Annotated in this window: 15 protein-coding genes; 4 read left to right on the top strand and 11 right to left on the bottom strand. The window is 71.8% G+C overall.

From position 1 onward, the window contains the following. Positions 1–5: 5 nt before the first annotated feature. The gene (locus DFH01_RS27915; RefSeq protein ID WP_146217124.1) at positions 6–206 is read right to left on the bottom strand and encodes a hypothetical protein; all 201 of its coding nucleotides are present in this window, start codon (positions 204–206) and stop codon (positions 6–8) included. A gap of 41 nt (positions 207–247) precedes the next feature. Here DFH01_RS27915 and DFH01_RS22840 point away from each other — a divergent pair, with 41 nt between their 5' ends. Next, positions 248–856, top strand: a complete 609-nt coding sequence (locus DFH01_RS22840; protein WP_109872795.1) for a hypothetical protein — start codon at positions 248–250, stop codon at positions 854–856. A 5-nt stretch (positions 857–861) separates the two neighbouring features. Here the strand turns inward: DFH01_RS22840 and DFH01_RS22835 are convergent, their stop codons facing one another. Genes DFH01_RS22835 through DFH01_RS22810 form a run of 6 tightly spaced genes read right to left on the bottom strand, consistent with a single transcriptional unit; the run spans position 862 to position 4,530 of the window. Next, positions 862–1,470: a fumarate hydratase C-terminal domain-containing protein gene (locus DFH01_RS22835; RefSeq protein WP_109872794.1), complete on the bottom strand. Its 609-nt coding sequence runs from the start codon at positions 1,468–1,470 to the stop codon at positions 862–864. A 4-nt stretch (positions 1,471–1,474) separates the two neighbouring features. After that, complete coding sequence (locus DFH01_RS22830; protein ID WP_233256237.1) at positions 1,475–2,383, bottom strand: fumarate hydratase; 909 nt, start codon at positions 2,381–2,383, stop codon at positions 1,475–1,477. Positions 2,384–2,395: 12 nt separating this feature from the next. After that, positions 2,396–3,127, bottom strand: a complete 732-nt coding sequence (locus DFH01_RS22825; RefSeq protein ID WP_109872793.1) for a sulfite exporter TauE/SafE family protein — start codon at positions 3,125–3,127, stop codon at positions 2,396–2,398. After that, a complete protein-coding gene (gene sdhC, locus DFH01_RS22820) occupies positions 3,117–3,464 on the bottom strand; it encodes a succinate dehydrogenase, cytochrome b556 subunit (protein WP_199231356.1) in 348 nt (115 codons plus the stop codon). The genes DFH01_RS22825 and sdhC overlap by 11 nt, the downstream gene beginning before the upstream one ends. Continuing rightward, positions 3,461–3,802, bottom strand: a complete 342-nt coding sequence (locus DFH01_RS22815; protein ID WP_109872792.1) for a succinate dehydrogenase/fumarate reductase transmembrane subunit — start codon at positions 3,800–3,802, stop codon at positions 3,461–3,463. Before DFH01_RS22815 ends, sdhC begins: the two co-directional genes overlap by 4 nt. Beyond that, on the bottom strand, positions 3,799–4,530 hold the full coding sequence (locus tag DFH01_RS22810; protein ID WP_109872942.1) for a succinate dehydrogenase/fumarate reductase iron-sulfur subunit: 732 nt from the start codon (positions 4,528–4,530) through the stop codon (positions 3,799–3,801). The genes DFH01_RS22815 and DFH01_RS22810 overlap by 4 nt, the downstream gene beginning before the upstream one ends. Positions 4,531–4,589: 59 nt before the next feature. On the opposite strand from DFH01_RS22810, the gene DFH01_RS22805 reads away from it, so the two are divergent. The 3 genes from DFH01_RS22805 (at position 4,590) to DFH01_RS22795 (ending at position 7,243) form a co-directional block, all read left to right on the top strand. Beyond that, positions 4,590–6,206, top strand: a complete 1,617-nt coding sequence (locus DFH01_RS22805) for a thiamine pyrophosphate-binding protein (protein WP_109872791.1) — start codon at positions 4,590–4,592, stop codon at positions 6,204–6,206. Then, the gene (locus DFH01_RS22800) at positions 6,203–6,922 is read left to right on the top strand and encodes a GntR family transcriptional regulator (RefSeq protein ID WP_109872790.1); all 720 of its coding nucleotides are present in this window, start codon (positions 6,203–6,205) and stop codon (positions 6,920–6,922) included. The genes DFH01_RS22805 and DFH01_RS22800 overlap by 4 nt, the downstream gene beginning before the upstream one ends. A 75-nt stretch (positions 6,923–6,997) precedes the next feature. After that, a complete protein-coding gene (locus tag DFH01_RS22795) occupies positions 6,998–7,243 on the top strand; it encodes a DUF3072 domain-containing protein (protein ID WP_109872789.1) in 246 nt (81 codons plus the stop codon). 23 nt (positions 7,244–7,266) lie between these two features. Here the strand turns inward: DFH01_RS22795 and DFH01_RS22790 are convergent, their stop codons facing one another. From DFH01_RS22790 to DFH01_RS29060, 4 genes are all read right to left on the bottom strand, one after another. Then, complete coding sequence (locus tag DFH01_RS22790) at positions 7,267–12,192, bottom strand: beta strand repeat-containing protein (protein ID WP_109872788.1); 4,926 nt, start codon at positions 12,190–12,192, stop codon at positions 7,267–7,269. Between the two features lie 207 nt (positions 12,193–12,399). Next, positions 12,400–16,191, bottom strand: a complete 3,792-nt coding sequence (locus tag DFH01_RS22785; RefSeq protein WP_109872787.1) for a calcium-binding protein — start codon at positions 16,189–16,191, stop codon at positions 12,400–12,402. 89 nt (positions 16,192–16,280) lie between these two features. Continuing rightward, positions 16,281–16,991, bottom strand: a complete 711-nt coding sequence (locus tag DFH01_RS22780; protein WP_109872786.1) for a calcium-binding protein — start codon at positions 16,989–16,991, stop codon at positions 16,281–16,283. After that, a complete protein-coding gene (locus tag DFH01_RS29060) occupies positions 16,960–18,924 on the bottom strand; it encodes a calcium-binding protein (protein ID WP_109872785.1) in 1,965 nt (654 codons plus the stop codon). The genes DFH01_RS22780 and DFH01_RS29060 overlap by 32 nt, the downstream gene beginning before the upstream one ends. Between the last annotated feature and the right edge of the window lie 185 nt (positions 18,925–19,109).

Raw genomic sequence — 19,109 nt, 5'->3', positions numbered from 1 at the left:
GGCATTCACCTCGGTCCGCGCGGATTGGCCGGCACGCCGCAGCCGCAATCCTCCGCCCCGCCCGGCGTCGGTGGCGCCGGCTGCTCGGTGCGCGGCGGCTCGGCGGGCGGCGGCGCGGGCTGTGCCAGCGCCGGCCAGGCGGCCAGCAGCAGGGCTGGCAGCGTCGCCGGAATTGGATAACCCTTTCGGTTGCGTGGCGGCTGCATCACGCGGCTCCATGCCTCGTCAGGCGGGAAGGGAGGATTCCATGCGGCAAGGTGCTCTGGCCATCGCGGCGGTCGCAATGCTCGCCGGCTGTGCGCAGCAGGGGCCGGCCGGCCCCGGCGCGACGCTCGGCACGGCACCGCCCGGCTTCGCCTGCCCGCCCGCCGGCACGAATGTCGTGCGCTCCGACGGCGGCAACATCACCTACAGCGGCGCCGTGCCCGGCGATCCCTTCGCCTGCGCCGGCTCGCTGAACGGCGCGCCCCAGAACTGGCTGGCGAACTACTACCCGGTGCCGACGACGGACGAGGCCTCCTTGCGTCGCGGCATGGCGGCGCTCTGGCCGCTCGAGCCCGGCAAGTCGGTGAATTTCTCGCGCCAGATCGGCAGCCCGGACGGCCAGCTTCTGTTCGTCAACACCACCTGGCACGTTCTCGGCCCCTCCACGCTGGATGTCGGCGACCGATCCATCCCGGTGCTGGTGCTGGAGCAGCATGAGAACGTGCCGCGCATGGGCGGCTATGCCGGCGTCTGGACGCTCTACTACGACCCGGCCTCCCGCAACTTCGTCGGCGGCGACCACCGCGTGCTGCGCGGCTTCAGCAATGCGCGGAACTGGCGCGTGACGAGCCTCACGGTGCCGGGCTCCTGACACCGTCACGCCACGCCAAGCTTCGCCAGCGCCGCCGCGCGGCGGTCCTCCACCGACTTCTGGACCGCCGCGTAGAGGCTGCCGCCATGTGAATCCATCGCCACCAGCAGCGGCCCGAAATCCTTGATGCGGAAGCGCCAGAGGCTCTCGGGGTTGAGGTCGTCGAGGTCCACATCCTCGATCGCCTCGATCCAGGTGGTCTCCAGCGCCGCCGTGCCGCCGATGATCGCCAGATAGACGCCGCCCAGCTCGCGGAACGCGTCGAGCGAACCCTCGCGCAGCCCGCCCTTGCCGATGACGATGCGCACGCCCTCGCGCTCCATCAGCGGGCGCGTGAAGCGCTCCATCCGGTCGCTGGTCGTGGTGCCGACGCAGATCGCCTCGTAGCCGGAATCGTTCGTGCCGCGCTTGTCCACCTTGCGGACATTCGGCGCGGTGTGGATCACCGCATGGCCCTTCAGGTCGAAGCGCGTGCGGCGGCCATGATCGAACATGTGGATCTGCGTCGCGTCGCGGATGCCGAACAGCGTGTCCTGCAGCGTCACCGTGTCGCCGATCCGCAGCTTGCGGATGTCGGCCTCGGTGCAGGGCATGTGGAGGACGTGGTGCGCCATCTGATCAGAACCCGATCGCCACGCCATCGGGCGTGAAGGTGGCGGAAGCGCGCCGCGCGCTGTGGCACTGGATGTTCACCGCCACCGGGTTCATCGTGATGTGCGTCGCCGCCACCTCGACATGCACGGCGAAAGCGGTGGAATCACCGCCCAGCCCCTGCGGCCCGATGCCGAGGCTGTTCACCGCCTCCGACAGCGCCGCTTCCAGCTTCGCGCCCTCCTCGTCGGCGCAGCGCGATCCCAGCGGCCGCGTCGCCGCCACCTTCGCCAGGTGCATGCAGAGGTCGGAGGTGCCGCCGACGCCCACCCCCATGATGGTCGGCGGGCACACCTTGCCGCCCGCCTTCATCGCCGCATCCACCACGAAGCGCTTCACGCCGGCCATCCCGTCGGCCGGGATCAGCATCTGCAGGAAGCTGCCATTCTCGCTGCCCGATCCCTTCGGGATCATCTCCAGCCGGAGGACGCGGTCTTCCTCGCAGAAATCGAGGTTGATCACCGGCACATGCGCGCCGCAGCTGGTATGCTCGTTCTTCCGCGTGATCGGATGCACCACGGAGCTGCGCAGCGGATGCTCCCGCGTCGCGCGCTCAGTCCCGCGCCGGATCCCCTGCTTCAGCGCCCAGCCATCGAGCTCGACATTGCGGCCGATCGTCACGTTGAAGATGGGAATGCCGGTGTCCTGGCAGAGCAGGTTGTCCGTGCGCTCCGCCACGCCGATGTTTTCGATCATCGTCGCCAGGATCGCCTTCGCCGTGCCGTCGGTCTCCCCGGCATCCAAACGCGCGAAGCCCTGCTTGATGTCGTCCGGCAGGATCTTCAGCGCGCGGATGTAGAGCAGCTTCGCCGCTTCCTCGATCGCCTCCGGCGCAACCCGCAGCGCCTCCACCCCAGCCTTCGTCATCAGCGTCATGGAAGCGTCTCCTCAGATCACCAGCGACACGCCCGAGACCAGCAGCAGGGCCAGCAATACCATCCGAAAGCCCTGGGCGGGGATCACGGTGTAGGCGCGCACGCCAAGCCAGGTGCCGGCCAGCATCGCTGGCACGGCGGAGGCCGCCATCAGCAGCGTCTCGGCCGTGAAGAAGCCGGCCAGCGCCAGGCCCGGCACGGTGATAGCCTGCATGAAGACGATGAAGGGCTGCATCAGCGCGCGCGCCTCGCGCTTGTCCATGCCCTGGATGTCCGCCCACATCGCCGGCAGCGCGCCGACATAGCCGCCGATGCCGCCCAATATGCCGCTCGCGAAGCCCACCGCCGCATCGGCCGGCATGGGGGCCGCGAAGCGCGACGGCGCATGACGCAGCGCCATGCGCGCCAGCGCATAGCCCGAATAGACGATCAGCAACACGCCGACGAAGACGACGATGGAGCGCGCTGGCCCATGGCTCAGGATCAGCAGCCCCACCGGGATGCCGAGCGTCGCGGTCAGCACATAGAGCCGCATGCGCGGCCAGGCGATCTCGCGCCACACCGTGGGCAACGCCAGCCCCTGCACGAAGAGGCTGCCGAGCACCAGCACCGGCGCGGTGATCGCGGGCGGCAGCACATGCAGCAGGATGCCCGCCGCCACCAGCACGAAGGCGAAGCCCGCCATGCCCGCGCAGAAGGCCGCGACGAAGCAGCCGGCGGAGAGGATGAGAAGGTCAGCCGACATTCAGAAGGAACAGCAGGCCCGCCGCGAGCGACACGCCGGCAGAGGCCGCGACCAGCGTCTTCTGCGAACTGCGCCACCCCAGAAATTCCAGCGCCAGCACGCGCAGGCCGCCCGCGAGATGCGCAGCCAGCAGGATCACCAGCAGCGTCTCGCTCGCCTTGACGAGCCCGTTGTCGGTCCAGCGCAGGAAGTTCTCGAGCGCCGCCTCGCCCTGGATCGCGCGCGACAGCGCCCAGAAATGCAGCGGCAGGAACAGCGCCAGCAGCAGGCCGGAGATCCGGTGCACCAGGAAGGCGATGTAGGTCGGATGCGACCGTGGCCGCGTGTCGATCCTCATGCCGCGTAGAGCCCCGCCGCCGCGCGGATGCCGAAGGCCGCGGTGAGCAGCCCGATCGCCAGCCAGGCCAGGTCGAAGCGCCGCCCGCGCCAGCCCAGCCACTCCGCCGCGATGCCGCGCAGCCCGATCGCGCCATGCAGCCCCGCCGCCAGCGCGAAGACCGCGTAGAACATCAGCCAGGCCTCGTTGCCGCTGACGCGCCCGATGATCTCCGCGGCACTCAGCCCGCCGCGTACCGCGACGAGGATCGTGACCAGATGCACGACGACCGCGACGCCCAGAATCATCGCCGTGACGCGCTGCGCGACCCAAAGGTGTTGCTGCCCGCGCGCGCTCATCGGTCGAGCCCGAACATGCCCCAGAACAACGTGCGCTTCAGCCCCGCGATGGCGCCGGAGGGATCAATACCCTTCGGGCAGCGCTCGGTGCAGGATTGGGTCGAGTGGCAGGCATGGCAGCCCGCATCGCCCGCCACCGCATCCAGCCGGTCCCGCCGCGCACCGTCGCGCACGTCGTTCACCAGCGTCCAGGCGCGGTTGAGCGCGGCCGGCCCGAGATACGCGCCGTTCCAGGCCACGATGTCGCAGCTGGCGTAGCACACGCCGCAGCCGATGCACTCGATCCCCGCATCCGCCGCCTGCCGCTTGGCCGAGGATGGCGGGACCACATGGAATTCCTCCGGCACCGCGCCGTCGGCCGAATCCTTCGGCTGGAAGGTGCCCTTCGCGCGCGCCCATTTGTCGAAGAAGGGCGCCATGTCGGTCGCCAGGTCGCGGATCACCGGCAAATTCGCCAGCGGCCGCAGTTCCAGCCGCCCGTCCTGCACCACCTTCCGCACATGCGTCCGGCACGTCCAGCGTGCGCGCCCGTTCACCACCATGGCGCAGCTGCCGCACATGCCGACGCGGCAGGCGAAGCGATAGGCGAGGGTGGGATCGAGCTCCCGCTGGATGTGGGTGACCACGTCCAGCACCGTCTGGTTGGCCTGCGCCGGCACGCGGAAATCCTGGAAGGCGCCGCCTTCGCCGTCCCCCCGCCACACCGAGACCTTCAGCGTCTCTTGCATGATCAAGGGATTGCATGGTCTTGTATAAGACACAAGACCCCATGCGGAGTGTCCACAAAATGAAACAGCGCGGCGCCGACCTGCTGGTCCGCGGCCTGAAGGCGGCGGGTGTCACCCGCATCTTCAGCCTCTCGGGCAACCACATCATGGAGGTCTATGACGCGCTGGTCGGCAGCGGCATCGAGATCGTCCACACGCGGCACGAGGCCGCCGCGGTCCACATGGCCGACGCCTATGCCCGCATCACCGGCCAGGTCGGCGTGGCGATGGTGACGGGCGGGCAGGGGCACGCGAATGCGGCCGCCGCGCTGCCGACCGCGCTGGCCGGCGAGGTTCCGGTGCTGCTGCTCTCCGGCCACGCGCCGCTGGCGGAGCTCGGCAACGGCGCCTTCCAGGAACTGCCCCAGGCCGCGATGGCCGCGCCGGTGACGAAGGCGTCCTGGACCGCGCAGACTGCCGAGGGCCTCGCCGCCGATGTCGCCCGCGCCTGCCGCACCGCGCTCTCCGGCCGCCCCGGCCCCGTCCATCTCAGCCTGCCCACCGACCTCATCGAGGCCGAGATTCTTTCGGACGTTCGGTTGCCCGACGCGGCCGATTTCGGCGCGAAGCCCATGCCGCTCCCCGCCGCCACCGCCGGCTTCGTCGCCGATCTCATCGCCGGCGCCGCGCGCCCGCTGCTGATCGCGCCGCCCTCGCTGATCACGCCGGCCGGCATGGCCGCGCTCGCCGCGCTGGAGGCGGCCATCGGCCTGCCCGCGATCCCGATGAACTCGCCACGCGGCCTCGCCGATCCCACGCTCGGCGCGCTGCTGGAACTGCTGCCAGAGAGCGACCTGATCGTGCTGCTCGGAAAGGCTCTGGACTTCACCACGCGCTTCGGCCGCCCCGCCAAGGGCGCGCGCCTCGTCGCGCTGGACCCCGAGGCCGAGATGCTCGGCCGCGCGCAGCGCCTGCTCGGCGAGCGCCTGGTCCTCGCCGCCATCGCCGATCCCGCCTCCGCCGTCGCCGCCCTGACGCAGGCCGCGCGCCGCGTGCCCGCGCAGGAGGGCTGGGCCGCGCATACGCGCGACACCGTCGCCTACCGCCCCGCATCCTGGTCCGCGCATCGCGGCGCGCCGGAGGGCGCGATCCACCCCGCGACGCTCGCCTTCGCCGTGGACGCGGCCCTCGCCGCGCAGCCCGACGCCATCTTCGTCTGCGACGGCGGCGAGGTTGGGCAATGGGGCCAGGCCATCGTCCGAGCACGAACGAAGATCACGAACGGCGTGGCCGGCGCGATCGGCGCGGGCACGCCCTTCGCGATCGGCGCGCGCGCCGCCACCGGCCGGCCGACGCTGGCCATGATGGGCGACGGCTCCTTCGGCTTCCACATGGCGGAGCTCGACACCGCCGCGCGCCACGGCATGCCCTTCGTCTGCGTCGTCGGCAATGACAGCCGCTGGAACGCCGAATACCAGATCCAGGTCCGCGACTACGGCGCCAACCGCGCGCATGGCTGCGAGCTTGCACCCGGCACGCGCTACGACCTGATCGCGACCGCGCTCGGCGGCCATGGCGAGTTCGTGGAGCGCGCCGCCGATCTCGCGCCCGCCCTGGCCCGCGCCTTCGCCAGCGGCAAGCCCGCGGTGGTCAACGTCGTCATCGAGGGCCAGCCCGCGCCTGCGCTGAAGAGATGAACCTCGCGCGCCGCCCGCTCTACGCCCAGACGGAAGAGATCCTGACGCAGCGCATCGCGGAAGGCGTCTGGGCGCCGGGCGCGCTCATCCCGCCGGAGCCTGAGCTTGCGGCGGAACTTGGCGTCTCGCCCGGCACGGTGCGCAAGGCGCTGACCGCGCTCGAGCGCCGCCGGCTGATCGAGCGCCGCCAGGGCCGCGGCACCTATGTCGCCGCGCAGACCAGCGAGCGCGCGCTGTTCCACTTCTTCCGCATCCACGACCTGGCCGACCGCAAGCACGAGCCCACCAGCCTCGTCCTCGATTTCCGCACTGGCCCCGCCACCGCGGAGCAGGCCGCGGCACTCGACCTCGCCGAAGGCGCGCCGGTGCACCGCGTGGAGCGCATCCGCGCGCTCGCCGCACAACCCGTCATCCTGGAACGCATCCTGCTGCCGGCCGAGCGCTTCCCGCGCTTCGCGCTGCCGCTGCTGCAGGAGATGGAGGACGAGCTCTACGTGCTCTACCAGCGCGACCACGGCGTCACGATCGGCCGCGCGGAGGAACGCCTCGGCGCCGTCGCGGCGGACGAGGCGCAGGCCGCGAAGATGCGCCTCTGGCCCGGCGCGCCGGTGCTGGAGATCCAGCGCATCGCCTTCGACCTGGCCGACCGCCCGGTGGAACGCCGCGTCACCTGGGTGGACACGCGCATGCACCGCTACCTCGCGCGCCTGGACTGAGCACGCCGCCACGAACAGAGCGGGAACGCAAACCGCCGCGCCGCGTTCCGCCTCGGCACAGCTGAGGAGCACCCCATGGCAAAGCCGCGGCAGGAACAGGCCCACCCGCCCAATCCCAAGACCGATCCCGATCCCGGCTCCAACACCATCAAGGACCCGGAGGACTGGACCACCGGCGACGAGCGCATGACCGGCGCCCAGGCCTCCTACCTCAAGACGCTCTGCGAGGAGGCGGGCGAGGCGTTCGACCCCGGCCTGACCAAGGCTGAGGCCTCGCGCCGCATCGACGAACTGCAGGAGAAGACCGGCCGCGGCGGCTGAGCCGCGGCCGCGCGCGGCCCCGTTCAGCCGATCAGGATGTCGGCGGCGGTGACCGCCGGGTTGCCCGCGAAGGTCGCCACCAGGACGCGGCTCTCCGCCGCGGCGCTGCCGTCGGCGTCGAACCACAGCCGGCCCGCATCCGTCTCGTAGATCAGCCGATGCGCGGCGGTGGTGGCGAGGCCGGAGGTGTTCGAGGCGAAGGCCAGCGGATCCAGCGCCCCCGCCGCCAGCCCGGTCCCGAACATCACCACCTCGTCGCCCGTGGCCGCGCTGAAATCCGCCACGCGATCCACCGCCAGCGGATCCACCGCCAGGTGGAAGATGTCCGCGCCCGCATTGCCCGAGAGCACGTCGGCGCCCGCGCCGCCGACCAGCACGTCATTGCCGGTGCCGCCGTTCAGCGCATCGTTCTCCGCGCCGCCCTCCAGCGTGTCGTCGCCGGCATCGCCGTAGAGCGTGTCGCGCCCGGCCTCGCCAAGCACCCGGTCGTTGCCGGTGCCGCCGCGCAGCACGTCGTTGCCCGCGCCGCCCTGCACCGTGTCCGCGCCGCCCTGGCCGAACAGGCGGTTGTCCACCACGCTGCCGACCAGCAGGTTGTCGCGCGCATTGCCGGTGCCGGAGCGCGCCACCGCGCCGGACAGCGTCAGCATCGCCAGGTCCTCGCCCAGCACCCAGTTCAGCGTGGCGATCACATGGCCGGGCGCGTCGATCTCGTCCACCACCACGTCGCGTGCGCTGTCCACGAAGAACAGGTCGAAGCCCGCGCCGCCCACCAGCACGTCGTCGCCGGTGCCGCCATCCAGCGTGTCGCTGCCCGCGCCGCCGTCCAGCAGGTCGTTGCCGGCCGCGCCCTGCAGGCTGTCGTCGCCCGCCAGCCCGTCCAGCAGGTTCGCCGCGCCGTTGCCGGTGATGACGTTGCCAAGCGCATTGCCGATCCCGTGGCGCAGCGTGCCGAGCAGGCCGAGATCCTCGATGCCGACCGGCAACTCGCCCAGCAGCACGGAGCTGCGCACCAGGTCGCGCGCGCCATCCGCGCCGCTGTCGGCGATGACCACGCCGCTCGCATAGACATACACGTCCGCGCCCGCGCCGCCGTCGAGCGTGTCGCCCGCACCGCCCCGCAGCGTGTCGGCATCCGCGCCGCCGAGCAGGGAATCGAGCCCCGTGCCGCTGCCGTCGAGCGAGTCGTTGCCGGCGCCGCCATCCATCGTGTCGTTGTCGGCGCCGCCGTTCAGCGTGTCGGCGCCCGCGCCGCCGGCCAGGCTGTCGGCGCCCACACCGCCGGCCAGCGTGTCGCCACCCTCGCCGCCGTCCAGCGTGTCGTCGCCGGTGCCGCCATCGAGCGTGTCGGCGCCCGCCTCGCCCAGCACCAGGTCGTTGCCGGCGCCGCCGGAGAGGCTGTCGTCGCCGTCCTCGTCGCCGGGCAGCGTCTCGCCGCCGAAGCCGCGCAGCACGTCGTTGCCGTCGAAGCCGGTCAGCGTGTCGCCCGCGGCGTTGCCCGCGACGCTGTCATTGCCGATGCCGCCATCCAGCAGATCGGCATCGGCGCCGCCATCCAGGCTGTCATGCCCGTCCTGGCCTTCCAGCGTGTCGGCGCCTGCCCGTCCGAGGATGCTGTCGTCGCCCTGGCTGCCCAGCATGCGGTTCGCCGCCGCGGTGCCGCGCAGCGTGTCGTTGCCGATGCCGGAGACGATCGCCTCGAAGCCGGTGAAGCTCTCGCCGAGGAAGTTCGTCAGCCCGGTGTCGAGATCCACCAGGTAGTTGCCGGCGTAGCTGCCGGTGTCGAGCGTGTCGGCGCCCGCGCCGCCATCCGCCATGTCGGTCCCGAGGGAGGCGAAGACGAGGTCGTCGCCGCCTTCGCCGCGCTGCGTGTCGGCGCCGCCGCCGCCGTTCAGCGTGTCGGCATCCTCGCCGCCGTTCAGGCTGTCTGCGCCGCCGCCGCCATGCAGGCTGTCCGCACCCGCCTCGCCCGCGAGCGTGTCGTTCTCCGTCCCGCCGAGCAGCAGGTCGGCGTCGAGGCCGCCGAACAGCAGGTCGTTGCCGGCGCCGCCTTCCAGCGTGTCCAGACCCGTGGCACCGAGGATGCTGTCGTCGCCATCGCCGCCCAGCATGCGGTTCGCCGCCGCGGTGCCGCGCAGCGTGTCGTTGCCGATGCCGGAGACGATGGCCTCGAAGCCGGTGAAGCTCTCGCCCAGGAAATTCGTCAGCCCGGTGTCGAGATCCACCAGGTAGTTGCCGGTGAAGCTGCCGGTGTCGAGCGTGTCGGCGCCCGTGCCGCCCTCCGCCATGTCGGTCCCGAAGGAGGCGAAGACCAGGTCGTCGCCGCCTTCGCCGCGCTGCGTGTCGGCGCCGCCGCCGCCGTTCAGCGTGTCGGCATCCTCGCCGCCGTTCAGGCTGTCTGCGCCGCCGCCGCCATGCAGGCTGTCGGCCCCGCCGGCGCCGTCCAGCACGTCGTCCTCCGTCCCGCCGAGCAGCAGGTCGGCGCCGAGGCCGCCGAGCAGCCGGTCGTTGCCCGCGCCGCCATCCAGCGTGTCGGCATCGCCGCCGCCATCGAGCGTGTCCTCGCCGCCATTCCCCGCGAGGCTGTCATTGCCGGCGCCGCCCCATGCCTGTTCCGCCTGGCTGCCGCCGGTCAGCGTGTCCGCGCCGTCTTCGAGCGTCGCCTGGTGCACATGGCCCGCGGTCGCCGCGTTGCCGAACACCACCCGGTCGTCGCCGCCGCGCGTCTCGATGACGAAGTTGTAGTCGGTCGCGAAGCCCGGCAGGTAGGCACGCAGCGGGCTGAAATCGTAGACGTCGGCGCCCGCCGTGCCGATGAAGGTGGTGAACCAGGTGTCGAGCACCTCGATCTCGACGAAGGGCAGGGTCGAGCCGAGCTGGACGGAGGTCTCCGCCATATCCACGTTGTCGTTGCCGGCGCCGCCATGGATCGTGTCGCCGGCCAGGTCGAGGATGGCGTTCAGGTCGAAGCCGTCGTTGCCGCCCTCGCCATACAGCGCGTCCACGCCGTCGCCGGGGTTCAGGTAGTCGTCGTCCTCGCCGCCCCGCAGCGTGTCGCTGCCGCTGCCGCCCAGCAGGCTGTCATTGCCGATCCCGCCGCCCAGGCTGTCGTTGTCCGCGCCGCCCTCCAGACTGTCGTTGCCGCCATTGCCGAGCAGCGTGTCGTGGCCCGCCTCGCCGAAGAGCCTGTCGTTGTTGAGCCCGCCATCGAGCAGGTTCGCCGCGGCATCGCCCATCAGCGTATCGTTGCCGATGCCGGAGATGACCGCCTCGACCGCGTTGAACCGCTCGGCGCCGAAGTTGGACAGCCCGGTGGCGAGGTTCACCAGGTAGTCGCCCTCGAAGGCGGTGGTGTCGAGCGTGTCGTTGCCGGCCCCGCCGTCCACGCTGTCGCCGCCGAGCACGGCGAAGATGTAGTCGTCGCCCCCGCCGCCGAACTGGGTGTCGCTGCCGCCGCCATTGCCGTTCAGCGTGTCGGCGCCCTCTCCGCCAAGCAGGCTGTCGGACCCGGTGCCGCCCGCCAGGCTGTCGGCGTTGGCGCCGCCGTCCAGCGTGTCGTTCTCCGTGCCGCCGTCCAGGCGGTCATTGCCGGTCCCGCCCGACAGGCTGTCGTTGCCCACCTGGCCGAGCAGCGTGTCCGCCGCCCCGCCGCCCTCCAGCGTGTCGGCATCGAGCCCGCCATCGAGGAGGTCGTAGCTGGCGCCACCCACCAGCGAGTCGTTGCCGCCCTCGCCGTTGATGCGGTTGAAGGGCTGCGCGCCCGGCACCTGGAACAGGATGGAGAGGTCCGTGTCGGGCGCGAAGACGGTGTCGTTGCCGCTGCCGCCGTTCAGCACGGCGATCTCCACCGGCATCGGCCCGCCGCCCGGGACGGTGAAGCCCGGCGAGTACATCTGGAAGGGGCGGAAGTCGTAGCTGTCGTTGCCGGCCGTGCCGCGGAACTCGGTGAGGAAGCTGTCGAGCAGCTCGACATTCGCGAAGGGCAGCGTGGTGTCGAGCTGCAGCGCGCCCTGGATCAGGTCCACGCTGTCGAAGTCGGCGCCGCCGTCGATCACCATGCCGACGAGGCTCGCCACGCTGTTCAGGTCCAGGCCGTCGTTGCCGGCGCCGCCAAGGAGCGTGTCGAGCCCGCCGCCGCCGTTCAGCGCGTCGTTGCCGCTGCCGCCATCGAGGTGGTCGTTTCCGCCGCCGCCGAGCAGCGTATCGGCCGCGCCGCCGCCGAGCAGCGTGTCGGCATCGAGCCCGCCATCGAGACGGTCGTAGGTGTCGCCGCCGACCAGCGAATCGTTGCCGCCCTCGCCGTTGATGCGGTTGAAGGGCTGCGCGCCCGGCACCTGGAACAGGATGGAGAGGTTGGTGTTGGGCGCGAAGACGGTGTCGTTGCCGCTGCCGCCGTTCAGCACGGCGATCTCCACCGGCATCGGCCCGCCGCCCGGGATGGTGAAGCCCGGCGAATACATCTCGAAGGGGCGGAAGTCGTAGTTGTCGTTGCCGGCCGTGCCGCGGAACTCGGTCAGGTAGCTGTCGAGGCCTTCGATCCCGCTGAAGGGCAGCGTGGCCCCCAGCTGCAGCGCGCCCTGGATCAGGTCCACCCGGTCGTAGCCGGCGCCGCCGATGAACAGCGCGCCCGCGATGTTGCCGGTGCCGTTGAGGTCGAAGCTGTCGTTGTCGAAGTCGCCGTTCAGCGTGTCGTTGCCGGTGGTGTAGACCAGCAGGTCGTTGCCGCTGCCGCCATGCAGGCTGTCCGCGCCGAGGCCGCCCACCAGCGTGTCGGCGCCCGCGGAGCCCAGCAGCGTGTCGTCGCCATCGCCGCCATCGATGCTGTCATTCCCGAAATCGCCATGGATGCTGTCGGCGCCCGTGCCGGGCGTGCCGCTCACGCCCGGGCTGGTCGCCCCGGGCACGGTGGTGATGACATCGTCGTTGATGGTGCCTGCGATGATGGCCATGGTGCGCCGAACCGTTACGATGCTGCGGAAAGGCTAGGCCCGGCGAAACGGAACGTCATCTGCCCAAACGGCCGTATGACGGAAAACACATGCGCGACTCTGCAACTTGCCGGTGCGGAACCTCCGCTCCGGGCCGGCGGCGGTCGGCGGCGCAGCCGCCGCCGCACGGCCGGGATGTGCGCGGCCGGGGCGACGCGCCGGTCCCGCTCAGGCGATCAGGATCTCCGCCGCGGTCACGACCGGGTTGCCGGTGAAGGTCGCGACAAGGATGCGGCTTTCGGCGGCATCGCTGCCATCCGCGTCGAACCACAGCCGTCCCTGGTCGGTCTCGTAGACGAGGCGATGATCCGCCGTCGTCGCAAGGCCGGAGGTGTTGGCCGCGAAGGCCAGCGGGTCGATCACGCCCCCCGACAGCCCGGTGCCGTAGATCACCAGCCGGTCGCCCGCCGCGCCGCTGAAATCCACCACGCGGTCCACGGTCGCCGTGTCCACCGCCAGGTGGAATTCGTCGCCGCCGCCGCCGCCGCTCAGCAGGTCCGCGCCCGCGCCGGCCACCAGCACGTCATTGCCGCCACCCCCGTTCAGCGCCGCATTGTCGGTGCCGGCCAGAAGCGTGTCGTTGCCGGCATCGCCGTGGAGCGTGTCGCGCCCGACCTGGCCCTCGAGGGAGTCGTTGCCGGTGCCGCCGCGCAGCACGTCGTTCCCCGCGCCGCCCTCCACCGTGTCCCGGCCGCCCTGGCCGAACATCCGGTTGTCCGCCACGCTGCCGACCAACTCGTTGTCACGCGCATTGCCGGTGCCGGCGCGCGCCGTCGCGCCGGCCAGCGTGAGCATCGCGAGATCGGCACCCAGCACCCAGTTCAGCGTCGCGACGACATGGCCGGGCGCGTCCGTCTCGTCCACCACCACGTCGCGCGCATTGTCCACGAAGAACAGGTCGAAGCCGGCGCCGCCGATCAGCACGTCGGCGCCGCCCGCGCCGTCCAGCGTGTCGTCGCCCTCGCCCCCGTCCAGGATGTTCGACGCGCCGTTTCCGGTGATGACATTGCCGAGCGCGTTTCCGATGCCGTGGCGCAGCGCGCCGAGCAGCATCAGGTCCTCCACGCCCTCCGGCAGCTCTGTGAGCGCGATGCCGGTCAGCAGCAGGTCGCGTCCCTCGGCGCCGCTGTCCTGGATCAGCGCGCCGGCGCTCAGCAGGCGATAGGTGTCGCTGCCCTCGCCGCCATCCAGCGTGTCGCCCGCGGCGCCTTCCAGGCTGTCCTCGCCCTCGCCGCCGAGCAGGCGGTTGGCGCCCACATCGCCGCGCAGCGTGTCGGCGAAGGCTGAGCCGATCAGCCCCTCGATGCCGTCATAGGAATCGCCCGCCGCATCGCCCGTGTTCAGCGTGGGATTGGCGAGATCGGCGACGAGACCGGTCTCCGCGCCGGCATGGCTCGCCATGTCCAGGCCGTCGCCGCCCTCCAGCGTGTCGGCGCCGGCGCCGCCTTCCAGCGTGTCGGCGCCGTCCCGGCCGCGCAGCGTGTCGTCGCCCTGCGCGCCGCGCAGGTGGTCGCCCGCAACGCTGCCCACCAGGCGATCGGCGATCGCGCTGCCGATCACCATCGCGAAGGGCGCCGCGCCGTCCTCCTCGTCGTACTGGAAGCTGCCGAGATCGACGAAGGCGTCGGAGAACAGGAGGCTGTAGAGCCCCGTGTCGAAGTTCACCTCCCACAGGAGGATCGGCAGCATCCGGGCGCCGGTGAAGATCTCGAGCGGTGCCTCCGCGAGGGAGAGCGTGTCGTTGCCCGCGAAGCGCGCGATGTTGCTGAAGGAGGCCCTGCTGAGTTCCAGCGCGCCGTCCAGCAGGATCAGGTCGTCGCCTTCGTCGCCGTCGAGGCTGTCGCCGTCGAAGCCGCCGCGGATGGTGTCCGCGCCGTCGCCGCCAAGCAGCACGTCCGCCTCAGCGCCGCCCGCGATCGAATCGTTGCCGCCGCCGCCTTCGAGCCAGTCCCGCGCCGCCGCGCCGAGCAGCGTGTCGTCATGCGCGCTGCCGAGCACGGTCTCGATGCCGGTCAGCACGTCGCCCGCCGCATCGCCGGTGTTCAGCGCGGGCGTGCCGAGCGACAGCAGGATGGCCGCGGCGGCGTTCGCGTAGCTGGCGAGGTCGCTGTCGTTGCCGCCATCGAGCGTGTCCGCGCCGGCGCCGCCCATCAGCGTGTCGTCGCCGGCCAGGCCGCGCAGATGGTTGTCCTGCCCGTCGCCGGTCAGCGCGTCCGCGATCGCGCTGCCCTCCAGGTTCTCGATCGTGGAGAGACCGCCCTCCGCCTTGATCACGCCGAACGAGAAGTTCGACGTGAACTGGCCGGACGCGTCGCTGCCCCAGAAGATCACGGTCAGCGTGCCGAGATCGGCGGCGCGCCGGAAGGTCGTCTGCAGCGGCCCGCCGGCGTCGTAGAAGGTCTGCGCCGAAGCGACGAGCGAGAGCGTGTCGCGCCCGCTGCCGCCATCGAAATATTCGAAGGTCGCGTCGCCGAAATCATCGACGCCGAAGGCGAGCAGCCGGTCGTCCCCCTCGCCGCCATCCAGCCAGTTGACATCCCGCTGCCCGAACAGCGTGTCGTCGCCGGGCCCGCCGATCAGCGAATCCGCGTTCAGCCCGCCATTGAGGTTGTCATTGCCGATCCCGCCCTCGAGCGTATCGGGATCGTCCCCGCCCTCCAGCGTGTCGTTGCCCGTGCCGCCGACCAGCACATCCCGCCCGACGCCGCCGCGCAGCCTGTCGTCGTCGTCCTCGCCAGAGAGGTAGTCGTCGCCGTCATTGCCGTCGAGCGAGTCGTCGCCGCTGCCGCCGAGCATGACATCGTTGCCGCCGCCGCCGGATGCGGAGTCGTTGCCCGCATCGCCGAAGGCCACGTCGTTCCCGGCATCGCCGTTCAACGCATCGGCGCCTTCGCCGCCGACCAGGCTGTCGGCGTCGTTCCCGCCGTCCAGCGTGTCGTTGCCCTCGCCGCCCTCCAGCGTGTCGTTGCCGTCGCCGCCCTTCAGGCGGTCGCGCTCCGTGCCGCCGGCCAGGCTGTCCGCGCCCTCTTCGCCGTCGAGCGCATCCTCGCCGTCGCCGCCATCCAGCGTGTCGTTGTCGCCGCCACCCGTCAGTGTGTCGTTCCCGCCGAGCCCGAGCAGCACATTCGCCTGCGCGTTCCCGCCGAGCGCGTCGGCGCGGATGCTGCCGCTGAGATTCTCGATGGCGAGGTAGACATCGCCCTTCGCATCGCCCTGGTTGGCGGCCGCGTCGCCGAGGAAGGCGGAGACGCCGCTGAGCGTCGCGGCGCCATAGCTGGCCCAGTCCACGTCGCCGCCGCCGTCCAGCGTGTCGGCGCCCACCCCGCCATCCAGCGTGTCCGCCCCGAGCGTGCCGACCAGGCTGTCATTGCCGTCGCCGCCCAGCAGCAGGCTGTTGCCGAAAGCGTCGGTGAGGCTGTCATTGCCCGTCCCGCCGATCAGCGTGTTGGCGCCACCCTGCTCGGAGAGGCTGTCATGGCCCTCCGCCCCGTCGACCACGTTGTCGTTCGGATCGCCGATCAGCGTGTCGGCATGCGACGAGCCGAGCAGGTTCTCGACATCGAAGAAGCCGTCGCCCGCTGCGTCGCCCGTGTTGAAGCTCGGCAGGGCGAGATGCACGCGAACGCCCGCGGCGGCGCCGGCATAGCTGACCAGGTCGCGCCCCGCCCCGCCATGCAGCAGGTCCGCGCCTGGGCCGCCGACCAGCGTGTCGGCATCCTCGTTGCCGCTCAGCGTGTCGTTGTCGGCGCCGCCGCGCAGCAGGTCGTTGCCGGTGCCGCCGATCAGCGTGTCCGCGCCGGCCTCGCCCTCCAGCGTGTCGCCACCGCCGGCGCCGACCAGGCTGTCATTGCCGTCCAGCCCTTCGATGAGATCGGCCTCGTCCGAGGCGAAAGGCTGGCCGATCGCGGTGACACCATCGGAGAGGGTGTCGTTGCCTGCCGTGCCCTTGATGTTCGCCATCGCTCGCCCCGATCACGCATTCCCAGGCGGTGAATGTCTCGCGCCATGGTTGAGACCGCAAGCGCCAAGCGGGGCCGCGCGGCCGTCCGTCACGCCATCCAGATCTCCGCAGCCGTGAGCGCCGGCGTGTCGGTCAGAACCGCCACGTGTTGCCGCGGCGCCGCCCCGTTGCCATCGGGGTCGAACCACAGGCGCCCGCTGTCGGTCTCGTGGAGCACGCGCTGGCCCGCGGCGTTGGCGAGGCCGGAGGCATGCGCGCGGAAGGCGGCGGGATCGAGCGCGCCGCCGGGCAGCCCGGTGCCGAGCAGCAGGATGCGGTCGCCTTCCAGCCGGTCGAAATCGGTGATGCGGTCGGCGGCGTCGGGCGGGCTGCCCAGTTCGATGCGGAACTGGTCCGCACCGTCGCCGCCGGCCAGCAGATCGGCGCCGCTGCCGCCGTCGAGCTGGTCGTTCCCGGCGCCGCCGAGCAGGCGGTCCGTGCCGGTGCCGCCGAGCAGCGTGTCGGCGCCATCCTCGCCGAAGAGCAGGTCGTCGCCGTCCTGGCCGTTCAGATTGTCCGCGCCGGCGCGGCCGAGCAGGCGGTCGTTGCCGTTGTTGCCGCTGATCCAATTGTCGCCGGCATTGCCGGTGGCGGTCACGCCGGTGTTACCGGCGATGCTGAGCGTCTCGAGCCCGGGGGCCATGCGGAAGGACACGCTGGCCGTGACGACGTCGAAGCCGCCGGCATCGGACAGCACGCGGGTTTCCGTGCTCTCGACGATGTAGGTGTCATCGCCCAGGCCACCCCGCCGCCCTCGCATCTCCGGTCGTTGCGGGGGCGAGGTTAACCGCCCGCGCGGCGGCACGCCAAGCCGCCCGCCCCCTGCACCTTGCCGGTGGCGGCCGCGTCAGCCGACCAGGATGTCCGCGGCGGTGAGGGTTGCCGGTGAAGGTCGCGACCAGGATGCGGGTTTCGACCGCGGCGCTGCCATCGGCGTCGAACCACAGCCGACCCTGGTCGGTCTCGTGGATCAGCCGCTGTTCTGCCGTGGTGGCGAGGCCGGAGGTATTGGCCGCGAAGGCCAGCGGATCGAGCGCGCCGGCCGCGAGCCCGGTGCCAAACACCACCAGCCGGTCGCCCGCCGCGGCGCTGAAATCCCCGACGCGATCGACGGCGAGCGTGTCCACCGCAAGGTGGAAGGCATCCGCGCCGCCGCCGCCGTTCAGCAGGTCCGCGCCCGCCCCGCCGATCAGCACGTCGTCGTCCGCCCCGCCATTCAGCGCCGCGTTGTCGCTGCCCGCGACGAGCGTGTCGGCGCCGGCATCGCCATGCAGCGTGTCGCGCCCGATCCCGCCCTCGACGCGGTCGTTGCCGGTGCCGCCGCGCAGCAGGTCGTTGCCCTCGCCGCCCTGCACCGTGTCGGCGCCGCCCTGGCCGAAGATGCGGTTGGCGGCCTCGCTGCCCACCAGCAGGTTGTCGCGCGCATTGCCGGTGCCCGCGCGCGCCAGCAGGCCGGACAGCATCAGCGGGCCGAGATCCGCGCCGAGCACCCAGTTGAGCGTGGCGACCACATGGCCGGGCGCATCCGGCTCGTCCAGCACCACGTCGCGCGCGTGGTCCACCCGGAACAGGTCGAAGCCCGCGCCGCCCAACATGACATCGGCCCCCGCACCGCCATCCAGCGTGTCGTTGCCGTCCCCGCCGACCAGCAGGTTGGCCCGGCCATTGCCCGTGATGCCGTTGTCCGCGGTGTTGCCGCGCCCGAAATAGGCCGTGCCGGTCAGCAGCAGGTCCTCGACCTCGGTCGGGAGCGTGAAGTCGAAGGGACTCTCGACGCGGTCGCGCACGCGGGCCTGGGCCGACTCCACGATCGTCACGCCCGGGTCGAGCAGGATGTAGGTGTCGGAGTCGCCGCCGCCGATCAGCGTGTCGCCGGCGCCGCCCCCCAGCACGTCGTTGCCGACCTCGCCCAGGAGCAGGTTGGCGCCGGGATCCTCGGCGACCAGCGTATCCGCCCCGCCGCCGCCCTGGACATGCTCGATGCCGATCAGCACGTCGCCTTCGGCCGCACCCGAGGTGACCGAGGTTCCGTCGGCCGCCAGCGTCACGCCCAGCGCCAGAGCAAGCCCGGCATAGGCGGCCCAGTCCACCCCCGCGCCACCGTCGAGCGTGTCGGCGTCGGACTGGCCGAGGAGGCTGTCATTCCCGGTGCCGCCCTCGAGCAGATCGTTCCCGGAATCGCCGTAGAGCGTGTCCGCGGCGGCGCCGCCCTGCAGCGTGTCGGCGCCGGCCCGGCCGTCGAACACGTTGGCATCGTTGTCGCCGACCATCACGTCGTCGAAGCCGCTTCCGATCGCGCTCTCGATGGTGCCCGCGGCAAGGAAGGCCACGACGACCAGCAGGTTCGCTTCGAGGCCGCCTTGGACCTGGTTGGCGACGAGATCCACGCGGAGGAAGTGCAGGGTGCCCCAGGCGCTGAGGTCCAGCGTGTCGCGCCCGGGGCCGCCGTCGATGTCGTCGATCTCGATGAGGGACTCGCCGGCGATCGCGACGCGGTCGTTGCCGTCCTCGCCCAGCAGCGTGTCGCGGCCCTTGCCGCCGACGAGCGTGTCCGCGCCGCCGCCGCCGGCGAGCCGATCATCGCCCGAAAGCCCGTTTATCCGATCGTTGCTGCCCGTGGCGGTCGGGCCGTCGGCGCTGTTCGTGGCCGAAGTGATGGTGTCGGCACCCTCGGTGCCGGTGATGGTCGCCATGCGGGAGCGATCCTGCCGGAATTGCGTGCGGGCGGAACGTTAAAGAATCGGTCAACCGGGCGGAACGGCTTCGCGTTCCGCCGCCCAGGCACAGGCCGCGCCAGGCTGGTCGGCCCCGGAGCGCGACCCTGCGATGCACCCGCTCCGAACGGTCGGCCCATACCCGCGGCGCGCAGCCGGGACTT

The sequence above is a fragment of the Falsiroseomonas bella genome (assembly GCF_003173615.1).
GTDB classification, from domain to species: Bacteria; Pseudomonadota; Alphaproteobacteria; order Acetobacterales; family Acetobacteraceae; genus Falsiroseomonas; species Falsiroseomonas bella.
The sequence above is the reverse complement of the archived record's forward strand: the minus strand, read 5'-3'. Positions and strand labels throughout refer to the sequence as shown.